This is a genomic window from Bartonella tribocorum, from assembly GCF_002777915.1.
GTDB lineage: Bacteria > Pseudomonadota > Alphaproteobacteria > Rhizobiales > Rhizobiaceae > Bartonella > Bartonella tribocorum_A.
On sequence record NZ_NJGE01000005.1, the window covers coordinates 22,401 to 36,143 of the forward strand.

The 13,743-nt window shown below is 38.4% G+C and carries 11 protein-coding genes and 1 pseudogene; 2 read left to right on the forward strand and 10 right to left on the reverse strand.

Annotation, left to right across the window (positions count from 1 at the left end):
• Positions 1 to 4 precede the first annotated feature (4 nt).
• The 3 genes from aroC to CER18_RS03145 all read right to left on the reverse strand — a co-directional run bounded on the left by aroC (position 5) and on the right by CER18_RS03145 (position 3,091).
• Complete coding sequence (aroC, locus tag CER18_RS03135) at positions 5 to 1,093, reverse strand: chorismate synthase (protein ID WP_100128650.1); 1,089 nt, start codon at positions 1,091 to 1,093, stop codon at positions 5 to 7.
• A 146-nt stretch (positions 1,094 to 1,239) separates the two neighbouring features.
• Positions 1,240 to 2,058, reverse strand: coding sequence for an enoyl-ACP reductase FabI (gene fabI, locus CER18_RS03140; protein ID WP_100128651.1), 819 nt, complete (start codon positions 2,056 to 2,058; stop codon positions 1,240 to 1,242).
• Between the two features lie 130 nt (positions 2,059 to 2,188).
• Positions 2,189 to 3,091 (reverse strand): DnaJ C-terminal domain-containing protein, encoded by a 903-nt coding sequence (locus CER18_RS03145; RefSeq protein ID WP_100128652.1) that lies wholly within the window; start codon positions 3,089 to 3,091, stop codon positions 2,189 to 2,191.
• A gap of 329 nt (positions 3,092 to 3,420) precedes the next feature.
• Between CER18_RS03145 and pdxH the strand changes: the two genes are divergently transcribed.
• The gene (gene pdxH, locus CER18_RS03150) at positions 3,421 to 4,044 is read left to right on the forward strand and encodes a pyridoxamine 5'-phosphate oxidase (RefSeq protein WP_100128653.1); all 624 of its coding nucleotides are present in this window, start codon (positions 3,421 to 3,423) and stop codon (positions 4,042 to 4,044) included.
• 527 nt (positions 4,045 to 4,571) lie between these two features.
• Here the strand turns inward: pdxH and ubiA are convergent.
• Positions 4,572 to 5,576, reverse strand: coding sequence for a 4-hydroxybenzoate octaprenyltransferase (ubiA, locus tag CER18_RS03155; RefSeq protein WP_100128654.1), 1,005 nt, complete (start codon positions 5,574 to 5,576; stop codon positions 4,572 to 4,574).
• 90 nt (positions 5,577 to 5,666) lie between these two features.
• Between ubiA and purD the strand changes: the two genes are divergently transcribed.
• Positions 5,667 to 6,941, forward strand: a complete 1,275-nt coding sequence (purD, locus tag CER18_RS03160; protein WP_100128655.1) for a phosphoribosylamine--glycine ligase — start codon at positions 5,667 to 5,669, stop codon at positions 6,939 to 6,941.
• A gap of 671 nt (positions 6,942 to 7,612) precedes the next feature.
• On the opposite strand, the gene CER18_RS03165 is transcribed toward purD, so the two are convergent.
• The 6 genes and pseudogenes from CER18_RS03165 to CER18_RS03190 all read right to left on the reverse strand — a co-directional run bounded on the left by CER18_RS03165 (position 7,613) and on the right by CER18_RS03190 (position 13,573).
• Positions 7,613 to 8,140 carry a DUF6101 family protein gene (locus tag CER18_RS03165; protein ID WP_100128656.1) on the reverse strand — a complete coding sequence of 176 codons (528 nt, stop codon included), beginning with the start codon at positions 8,138 to 8,140 and terminating at the stop codon, positions 7,613 to 7,615.
• Between the two features lie 141 nt (positions 8,141 to 8,281).
• Positions 8,282 to 9,691 carry an FAD-binding oxidoreductase gene (locus CER18_RS03170; protein ID WP_100128657.1) on the reverse strand — a complete coding sequence of 470 codons (1,410 nt, stop codon included), beginning with the start codon at positions 9,689 to 9,691 and terminating at the stop codon, positions 8,282 to 8,284.
• 2 nt (positions 9,692 to 9,693) lie between these two features.
• Complete coding sequence (locus CER18_RS03175; protein WP_100128658.1) at positions 9,694 to 10,656, reverse strand: L-threonylcarbamoyladenylate synthase; 963 nt, start codon at positions 10,654 to 10,656, stop codon at positions 9,694 to 9,696.
• Complete coding sequence (locus tag CER18_RS03180; protein WP_100128659.1) at positions 10,653 to 11,327, reverse strand: ribonuclease HII; 675 nt, start codon at positions 11,325 to 11,327, stop codon at positions 10,653 to 10,655. Before CER18_RS03180 ends, CER18_RS03175 begins: the two co-directional genes overlap by 4 nt.
• A gap of 247 nt (positions 11,328 to 11,574) precedes the next feature.
• A pseudogene (locus CER18_RS03185) lies at positions 11,575 to 12,484 on the reverse strand (4-(cytidine 5'-diphospho)-2-C-methyl-D-erythritol kinase).
• 243 nt (positions 12,485 to 12,727) lie between these two features.
• Positions 12,728 to 13,573, reverse strand: coding sequence for a S49 family peptidase (locus CER18_RS03190; RefSeq protein ID WP_100128661.1), 846 nt, complete (start codon positions 13,571 to 13,573; stop codon positions 12,728 to 12,730).
• Between the last annotated feature and the right edge of the window lie 170 nt (positions 13,574 to 13,743).

A 13,743-nucleotide genomic window follows, 5' to 3' on the forward strand; every position in this document is an offset into this window, starting at 1 on the left:
TCAATCACCCAACTTGACCGCGATGTCTTAAATAATGGTCAGCAATAGCACAAGCAACCATCGCTTCACCAACAGGAACGGCGCGAATCCCAACACATGGATCATGGCGTCCCTTCGTTATCACGTCTACATCATGACCATCAACATCAATGGAGCGACGAGGCGTTAAAATGGATGAAGTAGGCTTTACAGCAAAACGTGCAACAATTGGCTGTCCACTCGATATTCCCCCTAAAATACCACCCGCATGATTGGATAAAAAAGTTGGTTTTCCATCGTTTCCCATCCGCATTTCATCGGCATTTTCTTCTCCCCTCAGGCAGGCTGCCGCAAAACCATCACCAATTTCAACCCCTTTTACCGCATTAATTGACATAAGGAATGATGCAATATCTTGATCAAGTTTTGCGTAAATAGGGGCCCCTAAACCTGCCGGAACATTTTCTGCAACGATCTCAACAACCGCACCAACAGATGTACCATCTTTACGGATTTTACTGATATAATCACTAAAAATCTGCACCATCTCTGCATCAGCTGTAAAAAAAGGATTATTCTCAACCTCTGACCAATCCCAACGATCACGATTAATATGATGGGGCCCAATCGCTACCACGGCTCCTCGTACAATCAAATTAGGAACAACTTTACGCGCAAGAGCCCCTGCCGCAACACGCGCTGCTGTCTCGCGCGCTGAAGCACGCCCTCCCCCTCGAAAATCACGAATGCCATATTTAACATCATAAGTATAATCTGCATGACCAGGACGATATTGATGAGTAATTTCTCCATAATCTTGAGAGCGTTGATCTGTATTTCGAATCAACAGAGAAATTGGTGTGCCTGTTGTAACGAATGTTGTCCCATCTGCCTGAGCAATCGTTCCTGAAAGGATTTCTACTTGATCTTGTTCTCGGCGTTGTGTTGTATATTTAGATTGTCCGGGTCTACGCTTATCAAGATAAGCTTGAATTTCTGCAAGAGTAAAAATAATTCCAGGTGGACAACCATCAATGACACAACCAAGAGCAGCACCATGACTTTCACCCCATGTTGTTACACGAAACAAGTGACCAAATGTATTATGCGACATGAAAAAAGATCCATTTCTCTGTCAAATATATGCAATGACAACGCATGTTGAGCTCTACACAAAACAGCTCTTTATTCCAAAATATTCTTGACCGCTTTAAGTTTGGTCAAATCACCGCTGTCCAATACGATCTCTATAAACCAAACTTATTCTTTAACAACGGAAATATCTGGTGCATCAACGGCTTTCATACCGATGATATTATAACCTGAATCGACATGATGAACTTCACCGGTAACAGAACGAGACAAATCCGAAAGAAAATAAAGAGCAGAATCACCTACCTCTTCAATTGATACCGTACGACGTAAGGGAGCATTATATTCATTCCATTTTAGAATATAACGGAAATCACCAATACCTGAAGCCGCTAACGTTTTAATTGGTCCAGCCGATATCGCATTAACACGAATATTTTGGGGGCCTAAATCTACCGCTAAATATTTCACGCTCGCCTCAAGAGCTGCTTTGGCAACCCCCATTACATTATAGTTAGGAACAACCTTTTCCGCACCATAATAGGTTAGTGTTAAGATTGAACCACCGTCTAACATCAACTTTTCTGCGCGCTTTGTTAGCGCTGTTAGGGAATAAACCGAAATATTCATGGTCATCATAAAATTTGATTCGCTGATATCAATATAACGACCGCTTAATTCATCTTTATCAGAAAAACCAATAGCATGAACTAAAAAATCAAGTTTGCCCCATTTCTTCTCTATGGCTCGAAAAACTGAATCAATAGAGGAACTGTCAGAAACATCACAATGTCCACAAACAAAACCCTTTAATTCTTCAGCCAAAGGCTCAACACGCTTTTTCATTGCTTCACCCTGATAGGTAAAAGCAAGCTCTGCTCCTGCAGCACTTGCTGCTTTAGCAATTCCCCAAGCGATGGAGCGATTATTAGCCAACCCTAAAATTAAACCACGCTTACCATACAATAAACCATTACCCTTAGCCATCAGCACTGCCCCATTGTTACTTAAAATTAATATTATTCATCTGCCTATGACACAGGTCAACTTTTTCTTCAAGTAATTGGTTTAAAATCAAACAAAAACTACGCTTTGTATGTATAAAAAATTTTAAAAATTAATCTTTTTGCGTTTGCAAAAACTGTTCTAGCGCAGCGTTGTTTCCTTCCGGTAACATAACACGAACATGCACATAAAGATCATCTCTTGTACCATTTTTTAAACGAAGCCCTTTTCCTTTCAACCGCAAAACGCGATCAGAACTTGACCAAGCAGGAATCGTTAAAACCACATGTCCTTCCAACGTCTCAACCTCTTCTTTTGCACCCAAAACAGCATCTTTAAGAGAAACGGGCAAATCAAGATGAAGCGCCCTTCCTTCAACCCGAAAACGAGGATGTTTTTGAATCTGAATGGTGATCAACGCATCACCTGCTTGCCCATGAGAAACTTCTTCTCCCTGACCTTTTAAACGAATAGTTTGCCCATCTTCAATATAATCAGGAAGTTTAATTTTTAACTTTTTTCCATGAGGGAAAACAGCTTCCACCTTTTCTGCGCCAACCATCTGCTCTAACGTTATGGTAAGGTTAGCGCGAATATGGGCTCCTTGTTGAGGGCGATTATAATGCGTGGAATTTGAAAAGCTACTGCCTCGCCCAAATAGATCACGAAAAATATCACTCGCATCAAAACTTGGCCCCCCTGAAGAGGAAAAATCAAATCCTTTCGCTCTTCCTGAAAAGGGATTTTGTTTATTGCCAAAATTTTCACCAGCACCATAGGCTTGATAAAGCGGTTTGCCTTCCATATCAATTTCACCGCGGTCAAATTGTGCTTTTTTATCTTTATCACCTATAATCTCATAAGCTTGATTAATTTCAGCAAACTTTTCTTTAGCCTTTGCATCATCTTTATTGTGATCTGGATGATACTTCTTTGCTAATCTTCTAAATGCTGATTTAATCTCTTGCGATTTTGCGGTACGTGCCACACCCAAAATCGTGTAGGGATCACGCATATTACCCTCTTTTCAATTTTTGCGTTTTCAAAATATCAACGGATACGTTGTTCAATATTCCTCATAACTTTATCAGTCCATTCTAAATGAATAATTTCTTTTTATCTTTATATGTCTATCAAGAAATTAAAATACCAGATAAAATAAGATATTTATTTAATATAGCTCATTGTCGTCTATGCTAAAGACAAAAATAGTGAAACTACAGAATACTCATTTTAAAATATATGAAAGCATTGGCTTTTTGAAAATAAGAAAAAATGGTACTTTACCTCTTGATGAAAAAGTAAATGGAAAAATGTCCATACTCTCTGACATTTGGAAACACTATGAGCGATAAAATACCAACAGACGATCATTTTATGCAAATGCAAAAACCTTTTGAACTTTTTGCAAAGTGGCTTGAAGAGGCAACGATAAGTGAAATCAATGATCCGAATGCCATGGCACTTGCAACAGTTGACGAAACAGGCCTTCCTAATGTTCGTATGGTTCTCCTCAAAGACTATAGTCCTCAAGGCTTCGTCTTCTATACCAATTATGAAAGTTGTAAAGGGCAAGAAATTTTAAAATCAATGAAAGCATCCTTAGGGTTTCATTGGAAATCGCTCCGTCGTCAGGTCAGAATAAGAGGAATTGTTGAAAAAGTCAGTCCCCAAGAAGCCGATGCCTATTTCCAATCACGCCCCCGTGGGAGTCGAATTGGTGCATGGGCATCTAAACAATCTCAACCATTAGAAAATCGTTTTGTACTCGAAAAAGCAATTGCGCAATATACTGCGCGTTATGCTCTAGGCAATATTCCACGACCACCTTATTGGTCTGGTTTTCGTGTTAACCCCCTTTCTATCGAATTCTGGTGTGATCGCCCATTTCGTTTACATGATCGTCTGCTTTTTACACGCGATTGCGTTGAAAATAACAATTGGAAAAGACAAAAACTCTACCCCTAATTTTTCACATTTCATCGTTATAAAGTTTTTTCTAACGACCAAACGATTATTTTCTATTTGAAAAATTCTAAAAAGAGATGATTTATTTCACTTAAAGAAAGATTTTATTTTTACGATAAAAGTTGGTTGATAATATTCTCTATCGCTGGAAGATTGGTTCGCGACAAGCTTATTGAAGAAAAAATACTGTATTCAGCAAAAATTATGATTCTACTTTTCTGATAAAAGAAACAGGGATATTCAAATAAATTCTAGAATAATAAGATCGTCGTATATATTTTGATTCTGATGAATAAAGGTAAAGAGCACTTTCAATTAAAAAGTTGTTCATTTCTCTTAAAGTCTATTTTTATTTCAATAAAATTTGAAAAAATCGTTCTTTCCAATCAGAAAGATCTGGAACAAAACTAATCATGAAATACAAAAAAATTGAAAAGAATCATAAACTTTAAAATCAATGAAAATATCTTTGAGTTTTTATTCCTCTGCCCATCATCACAAAACATATAACTTTATCTAACGTGTTGTTAAACTGTAGGATAAAATATCATCCATAGACCACCACAAACTAAACCAGCAAAAATAACAAAACCAATAAACGAATTAGATTTGAAAAGCCTGAGGCATTGTGCACTGTCATCTATATCAATGACTTTAATTTGAATAAACATATGGATGCTTGCCACAAAAATTCCCAAAAAACTCAATGGAGGAACTTTAGCCAAATAAAATGCTAAACTAACAAATACGATAAAACCACCATACAGAAATACTAAAGCACGCTTAGTTCCTTTACCAAAGAGAAGCGCTGTAGAACCAATACCAACAGTAACATCATCCTCTTTATCTTGATGTGCGTAAATTGTATCGTATCCTATGGTCCACAAAATTGATCCTACATAAAGTAAAATTGGTGCCCAGCTTAAACTTCCAAACACAACAGCCCACCCCATTAAAGCTCCCCAATTAAATGCAATGCCTAAAAAAAACTGCGGCCAATAGGTTACACGTTTCATAAAAGGATAAAGCGCAACGGCTATCAATGACGAAATGCCTAGAAAAAAACTAAACCTATTAAATTGTGATAAAACGGCTAAACCAACCAAACATTGCACAAGTATAAAAATTTTTGCTTGAAACCGACTCACATGACCTGTTGGTAATGGGCGAGAACGTGTCCTCTCTACCTGAGAATCGATTTTATGGTCAATAAGATCATTCCAAGTACATCCTGCCCCTCGCATAGCGATAGATCCCAGAAAAAAAAGAAAAAGATACCAGCTCCAATGAAGAAGCATTGATAAAAGAGATTCATAATGCATGTCATAAGAGAGAAAAGCCATTGTTGTTGACCAAAAACAAGGCCACATCAACAATTGCCATCCGATAGGCCGATCCCAACGCGCTAATTGCGCATAAAACCATAAAGAACAGGGAAGGAAATTATAGACCCATTGTTTGGAAGATGCATCCATAACCCGTCCTTGGCTATCATGAGACTGAACATGAGGAATATTCTTATTTTTTTTCATCAAATGATTTACCTTTAGTCTTGCGATAGAGACGTTTCATTCTTATGAGAAGAAGATGAAATTAATCATCTTTTATGAGAGGAGCAAGCAATGAATATTCTTCTTATTGGCTCAGGTGGACGAGAACATGCTTTAGCGTGGAAAATAGCAGCATCACCACTGCTTAAAAAGTTATATTGCGCTCCTGGAAATCCTGCAACAACAGAATTTGGTGAAAATATTAATTTAGACATTAATGACCACCCCCTTGTTATTGCTTTTTGTAAAGCACATTCTATTGATCTTGTGATTGTAGGGCCAGAAGCACCATTGGTTGCTGGTATAACTGACTCTCTTAATAGCGCCAATATCTGTGTATTTGGTCCTACTCAAAAAGCTGCTCAACTAGAAGGTTCAAAAGCTTTTACAAAAGATCTATGTCGTAAGAATAACATTCCTACAGGAAGTTACCAATGCTTTAATGATGCGGCTAAAGCAAAAGCTTACATTCATCAACAAGGTGTTCCCATTGTCATTAAAGCAGATGGCTTAGCAGCTGGTAAAGGTGTCGTGGTTGCAACAACGATAGAAGAAGCATTTAACGCAGTCGATGCCTGCTTCAAAAGTGCCTTTGGAGATGCAGGAAACAAAATTGTTGTAGAATCTTTTCTTGAAGGTGAAGAAGCAAGCTTCTTCTGTCTTTGTGATGGTAAAATTGCCCTTCCCTTTGGATCTGCTCAAGATCATAAGCGTGTGGGGGATGGGGATACGGGAGCAAACACCGGTGGTATGGGGGCTTATTCACCAGCGCCCATCATGACCGAAGAAATGGTGAATCGTACCCTTAAAGAAATTGTTGAACCCACTTTAAGAAGTATGCACGAAATGGGTGCACCCTTTAAAGGCATTCTCTTCGTCGGATTGATGATAACGCAAAAAGGGCCCGAACTCATTGAATTTAACGTACGATTCGGTGATCCTGAATGCCAAGTTTTGATGACGCGCCTCAAAGATGATATTCTGCCGATATTTCTTGCTGCAGCTCAAGGAAAGCTTGAAAATAAACCTCTTCAGTGGTCTGAAAAAACTGCTCTCACCGTTGTTATGGCTGCTAATGGTTATCCAGGTTCTCCCCAAAAAGGAACTGTTATTCGTAACGTTGATAAAGTAAATACACTTCCCGATGTGAAAGTTTTTCAAGCTGGTACCGCATTGCGCAATGGAGAACTTATTGCAAATGGTGGACGTGTTCTCAATATAACAGCAACAGGAAAAACGATTACGAGCGCACAAAAACGTGCTTATGAAGCTGTTGATTGTATTGATTGGCCAGAAGGCTTTGTTCGTCGTGATATCGGATGGCGAGCTATCGCGCGAGAAAACTAAATTTTTTGGTATTTTTTTACGATTTGATTCTTTTACCTAAAGGCATAATGCGTGAATTTTCTTATTATTTTGTGTTGACTATAACTTTGGGAAAAAACAAAATCGTTGTATCCAACGCTCAATGTTACCGATAACCCTTGTTATCTAGAAAACTTATCAGAGAATTTTTGCTCTTTTTGAGTACTCTTCATCCGCACGAGCATCCCCTCTTTGTAACATGCAAGAAAATGATTCATTATCTTTATAAATCAATAACTCTCTTTGTATAAAAGAAGGTGAAAAAATACTCCCTGCCATCTGCGCGTATTTTAACAATGTAGAAAACACAAAATTATATCATCAACAAAAAAGCATTTAATATAGTCGATTCCTGCTGCCAATATGTGCTGTCAAAAAACTCCTATTTACAATCCTTGACTTCCTCTTTTCCTTAAAGAATGAAGAATTCTGCTAGATCAGGTTTAAATAGTTAGCTTTATCATTGGATGGCTTCCTCTTGAGTTTTCGCTTGGGTTTACCTCACGTGCTTCACTGGTGTAAAGCTCGAAAAACAAACTGAAGAATATTCACCACGTCCTCTAAAAACACTTCATGTATGAATCTTGCACGCCTCACACCATCGCTCTAAATAACGGTGCTTGACGGCCAAGCAAGATTAATGCCCATGAATGTTACTGAAGTGTAATTCGATTCGCAATTACCAAACGCAAACCTAACGGACTTCTATAACGAAGTAAAAAACGTTTTTGTTTAGAATGCGACGTTGTATAAAAAAATCGATGTAAATCAGAACGATCCTTTACAACGACAATGCGATTATCTTCATTAATCATAAGCATGGGAAGGTCATAAGTATCCGCCCATAACCGCCAATCTAGAAGAACATTATTCAAATCTCTGGAAACCAAAAGCGGAATACAAGATTCCTCATTTGCATGAAGTAACTCTAATGCAACAGCTCTTTCACCTGAGCGTGTTTTTACGGTACGTGCCGCAATTCCTTTAAAATGATAAGGGGGTACTAAATGCGATAAGCTTGAAGGCTTATCCGTTTTAAAAAAAACACCGCGCTCATTTAACGAACAAATGATCTTATTGCCCGTTTTGGATGAAAAATATGTCGTCGTTTGTGGCAAATGGCACGGATCTAACCGAAATTCAAGCACCGCTTTTGCCTGATTAAAGCATTGATTAGCCATATACAGCGTCCCAATTTATCTTAAGTAACATACACCTTTTAGCAGCTTTTCCTCATTGGATTATTAAAAGTTTGAATAAAAAACAACTGGTTTCTTTTTTGGTTATTAAAACCTAAACAAAAATAGAGCAACATTCTTGAATTATAATACTTTTCTAGGATTCATGATTCCTAAAGGATCGAGTGTCTTTTTAATTCCTCGCATAATATCTAATGCGACAGGTGATTTAAGAGAGCGAAGTTCTTCCCGCTTCAGTTGACCAATTCCATGCTCAGCAGAAAATGTACCTTGATAGTCCATCACTAACCTATGAATGCGATGATTCATTTTTGACCATAACTGCAAGAATGCCGTCGTATCAGCGCCTATCGGTTGTGTAACATTATAATGCAAATTTCCATCCCCCATATGTCCAAAACAAACCACTCGTGCCCCTGGAGCAATATCTTCAACAATAAGTGCTGCCTCAGCAATAAAATCAGGAATGGAGGCAAGTGGTACTGCAATATCGTGCTTAATAGATCCTCCTACCACCTTTTGGGCCGCTGATATACTTTCTCGCAATTGCCAAAAAAAATCTTGCTGTTTTAAAGATTGCGCAACAATTGCATCTTCTATCACTGAACTCTCTAAGGCTTTTTCTAAAATAATATTCAACACGGATGACGCCTCATCATTGTCTTGCAATGATGAAATGTTCATTAATACGTACCATTCATGTTTCTGTTGGAGGGGGAGCTTCTCACACATTTTATAATCCAAAGCCATTTGAAAACTGAGATTTCCCATGAGTTCAAAACCCGTCACCATTCCTCCTCCATATTCTTGAGCCAGAGATAAAAACTCAAGAGCCTTTGCTGGACTATGTAACCCTACCAAAGCAATTGCTTTTGCTTTTATTTTGGGAAAAATCTTCAAAACGGCTGCAGTTATAATGCCTAATGTGCCTTCTGCACCAATAAAAAGATTTTTCAAATCGTAACCGCTATTGTCTTTTTTAACAAAGCGCAAATCATCCAAAATACGGCCATCTGGCAAAACAACTTCCAAACCAAGACAAAGATCACGCATATTGCCATAGGCTAAAACAGCAGTCCCTCCAGCATTTGATGAAAGATTTCCCCCTATTTGACAAGAACCTTCAGATGCCAAAGAAAGAGGGAAAAAACGGCCTGATTCATCCACTTTTTTTTGTAAATTCTGTAAAATAACACCAGCTTCTACAACAACAAAATTCCCCTCAAGATTCATCGCTCTAATCTTATTTAATCGCTCCATGGATAAAAGAACGCTCTCTCCTCTTTCATCTGGTTGTTGCCCCCCCACGAGCCCTGTATTTCCACCCTGAGGTACAATTGGTGTGCGTGTTTGGCTTGCTAACTGCATAATCAATGAGATTTCTTGCGGTGAAGATGGACGTAAAAGTAAGGGTGTTTTACCGTGAAAAAGCCCTCGCTCTTCAATCAAATACGGTGCAATCAACGCCTGATCTGTGATAGCATGTTTGGCACCAACAATTTCTCTAAACCTCTCAATTAATTCCTGCTCCATGTTCATTTCTCCCTTGGAGCTGCTGCCCTTATAAGACGATCATTGATAGCCTCCCCTAATCCATATGATGGAATAGGTTCCACGGCAATACATCTCACTTTAAATGAATCCAATTCTTTCATATATTGAAATAAATGAGAAGCGGCCTCTTCCAACTTTCCTTCCTTGCTAAGGTTTAAAATAAAAACGGCATTTTCAGCCCCCATAACGCGCTCTGGACCAAATGCTAAAAGCGCTTCACCATTTTCCACCTTTTCTACATTCAAACGAATCGCAGCATTGGGCGCATAATGTGACTTTAACATTCCTGGAGCTTCAATCGCCGCCCTTTGATCTATCCGTTTTAAAGGCTTCCCCACAACTTCTTCAATTTTATCAGCAGCAAGCCCTCCTGGACGCAAAAGATAAATATTTTCACCACAAATCTTAATAATCGTTGATTCAAGCCCTATTTTAGCTGGTCCTCCGTCCAATATCAAAGGAACAGATTCCCCCAAAGATGCAAAAACAGCCTCAGCCGAAGTAGGACTAAGACACCCCGATAGATTTGCACTAGGCGCAGCAAGTGGACGACCCAAACATTGTACAATTTCCGCAAAACGACTGTCTGGAAAACGAATAGCCAATGTATTCAAACCGGCCGTTGTTAAAGGATGGATATGATGCTTTTCCTTTAAAGGTAAAACCAATGTCAAAGGACCAGGCCAAAATACTTCCATTAATTGACGCGAAAGAAAATCAATTTCAACATAGCGCTCCGCCATTTCGATACCGTTGACATGCGCAATAAGAGGATTAAATTGCGGACGCTTTTTTGTAGAAAAAATAGAAGAGATCGCCCTTCCATTGGTTGCATCACCCGCTAATCCATAAACAGTTTCCGTTGGTAACGCTACCAACCTGCCTTGTTTAAGAAGCGCTATTGCTTCTTTTATCGAAACGCTATTGAGTGATCGAACCGTCATAACACATCATTCCTATAACGCCCTTTGAGTGGCGCAAAACTATAACGATGTACTCTTACAATTGGACCATATTTATCAAGAGCCCTACGATGGGCAAGCGTTGCATACCCTACATGCTTCTCTAAACCATACCCTTTATAAACTTGTCCAGCACACTCCATCATCCGGTCACGCGTTACTTTCGCAATAATAGAAGCGGCTGCAATTGAAACAGAACGCTGATCACCCTTAATCAATGCCATTGCCGGACAAGACAACTCAGAGGGGATATCACGTCCATCAACAAGTACATAGTGCGCTGGAACAGCTAATCCTATAACACAGCGACGCATTGCCTCCAAAGTTGCTTTTCTAATATTAGATTGATCAATTGTACGGGCGCAAAGACTAGCGACTGAAACCGCTAATGCACTTTGCAAGATTTCATGATAAAGTTTAGTCCGTTGAGGAAAAGAAAGCTTTTTGGAATCATTTACCCCATCAGGAATATGATCTTTATCCAAGATAACCGCTGCCGTTACCACAGGTCCAGCCAGAGGTCCTCGTCCTACTTCATCAACCCCTGCTACATGAAAAAAACCCTGTTTCTGCAAATCTAATTCGCACGAAAAATCTGGTTGAAGTGGCAAATTAAACCTCTTTGAACAATCACAAATACAACAAACATCCATCCATTTCTGCAACCTGCTTATTTTTTGCAAATGTTACAGTTTTAAATAACTCTTCAAACATTGCGTGAATTCTTGCACGAAAGATAGAAATAAAATGTGAAATTAAAGACTATCCTAGCGTCCATTTTCTTTTCTAAAAACTTGTTTTAGCATTATTTATTTTATCTAAAAAACAAAAAAAGATTTCTTTAGTTTTCCTCTTCATTACGTATAATGGAATCATGATAAAATGAAAGCTATTTATTTCTCAAATAGTTCCTAAAGTCATGATCGATTTTACAAACCAATTTGGGTGCATTGATTTGATAAAAAGCGCAGCCTGTTGCGCTGCTTGTTGATTTTTGAAAATGCCAAAACAAGTTGCCCCCGTTCCAGACATACGAGAAAAAAGAGAGCCACATTCATCCAATATAGATAACACTTGTAATAATTGAGGTGCCATTTTTAATGCTGGGGAAAAAAGATCATTTCTCGTTTCTTGTAAAGCTTCAACCAATGAATCAACGCTCTTTAAAGCGATGGGATCAATTTTTAAAGAAGGATGATGGCGCTTGTCTAACGCTTTAAAAACAGCTTGTGTTGAAATCTCTTGTCCATGATTAACCAATACTATCGCAAGAGAACAAGCCTCTTTTAGTCGTGTAATTTCTTGGCCAATTCCTTTAACCAAAAGTGGCTGCTGATATTCTAATGCAAAAAGACACATGGGAACATCAGCACCAAGAGCTAAACTCATTTTTGCTAATTTTTCGCAAGAACAATTAAGATTCCATTGTTGACGCAATATGCTGATAACCCCTGCAGCATCACCTGAGCCCCCCCCAATGCCTGAAGCAATAGGGAGTGTTTTTACAAGTCGAAAAAAAGCAGGTTGAGCACTTTCAGGGAAAGTCTTATGCATAAAATCTCGTGCCCGAAGAACCAAATTATCTGAATGAGATATAAGTTCTTTTGCAAATGGTCCCGTTAAAACAAACTGGTCACTTTCACAAAACGCATAGTGTAGACAATCACCGCTAAGACTAAAATAAACCAAACTTTCTATCAAATGATAACCATCAGCACGTTGTCCTACAACATGCAGAGCTAAATTCAATTTAATGGGTGTAAACACATAAAACATGTCTTTGGAATGAAATTTGTACATCCGCTATCATATGACGTAATATTCACTTTCATAGGGTTCTTTTACAATAATCCCCCTTTTATCCATACTTTTAGAACCAACCCTATAATAACTCGAAATATTCTTCATTTTGTTCTAAACAAACATAAATCTTACGAAGAACTCTCATATAAAAAATAGATGACACGTTCTCATTCGTATCATTTCAAGCCTTTTTTCTTCTAACATCTATTTTTTAGATAAAATCCCCTCTTGCTTGAATGATCCCCGTCTATCACAAACCGTAACGTTGCCAAAGTGCCCGCTCTTCTGCTGCCATCAATGCACTATCAACAGCTGTATAAACTGTATGAGCAGTCACTCCTGAAGGCGTTTTAAATCCTAAAAAACTTTTTGGAGGTGCAATAAGTCGAAGTTTTGCATCACTACCAAAGCGCTCCTTAATAACAGAACGGATATCATTCAACCCGTCAATCAGACCAAGTTCAACGCTTTTTTTTCCACTCCAAAACATTCCTGTAAAGAGATTCGAATCATTTGATAATTTTGTCGCACGCCGTTCTTTAACCAAATCAATAAAAGTTTGATGCACTTCAAGTTGGAGAGATTTCAAATGGTCAATATCCGCCTTTTTTTCAGGCTGAAATGGATCGAGTGTAACCTTGTTCTTTCCTGCTGTGTAAACGCGCCGCTCTACACCAATTTTCTTCAAAAGTTCAGGAAAACCAAAAGAAGCTGAAACCACCCCTATGGAACCAACAATCGAAGAAGGATCCGCAAAAATTTCATCCCCTGCACAAGCAATCATATAACCACCAGATGCTGCGATATCTTCAATAAATACAAGAACCTTTTTATTTTTTTCTTCTGCTAAATCGCGGATACGCTTGAAAATAAAACGCGATTGTACAGGTGACCCCCCAGGAGAATTAAGAACAATTGCAACAGCCGGTGCTTTTTTGTGCGCAAAAGCCTTCTCCAAAAGATTGGCACATCTACTGAGGGAAAGCGTACGCGATAGAGACGATGAATCCATAATTGCCCCTTTAAGCCGAACAACAGGAATTTCAAGTTTATTGGAAGAAAAACGGCGTGAAATAAAATTTTTTACAACATCCATCAAAATAAAATCTCCTTAATTTAAGAACAATTAAATAAGTAAGGACAAAAAATAGGAAAAACGCGATAGCATCCAAAAACGCCAATCAATCCCCACATGACAACCAGAAATATAATTTCACCCAAAGCTAAGCCTCCTAATAATAAAGTCTAGACTTTAAATAATAAACT

Coding starts and splice junctions, on each gene's coding strand:
- CER18_RS03190 (WP_100128661.1), bottom strand. CDS start 13,573: ATGGATGTTGTAAAAAATTTTATTTCACGCCGTTTTTCTTCCAATAAA.
- CER18_RS03180 (WP_100128659.1), bottom strand. CDS start 11,327: ATGGATGTTTGTTGTATTTGTGATTGTTCAAAGAGGTTTAATTTGCCA.
- ubiA (WP_100128654.1), bottom strand. CDS start 5,576: ATGAAAAAAAATAAGAATATTCCTCATGTTCAGTCTCATGATAGCCAA.
- CER18_RS03145 (WP_100128652.1), bottom strand. CDS start 3,091: ATGCGTGATCCCTACACGATTTTGGGTGTGGCACGTACCGCAAAATCG.
- CER18_RS03165 (WP_100128656.1), bottom strand. CDS start 8,140: ATGGCTAATCAATGCTTTAATCAGGCAAAAGCGGTGCTTGAATTTCGG.
- CER18_RS03170 (WP_100128657.1), bottom strand. CDS start 9,691: ATGGAGCAGGAATTAATTGAGAGGTTTAGAGAAATTGTTGGTGCCAAA.
- CER18_RS03175 (WP_100128658.1), bottom strand. CDS start 10,656: ATGACGGTTCGATCACTCAATAGCGTTTCGATAAAAGAAGCAATAGCG.
- aroC (WP_100128650.1), bottom strand. CDS start 1,093: ATGTCGCATAATACATTTGGTCACTTGTTTCGTGTAACAACATGGGGT.
- fabI (WP_100128651.1), bottom strand. CDS start 2,058: ATGGCTAAGGGTAATGGTTTATTGTATGGTAAGCGTGGTTTAATTTTA.
- purD (WP_100128655.1), top strand. CDS start 5,667: ATGAATATTCTTCTTATTGGCTCAGGTGGACGAGAACATGCTTTAGCG.
- pdxH (WP_100128653.1), top strand. CDS start 3,421: ATGAGCGATAAAATACCAACAGACGATCATTTTATGCAAATGCAAAAA.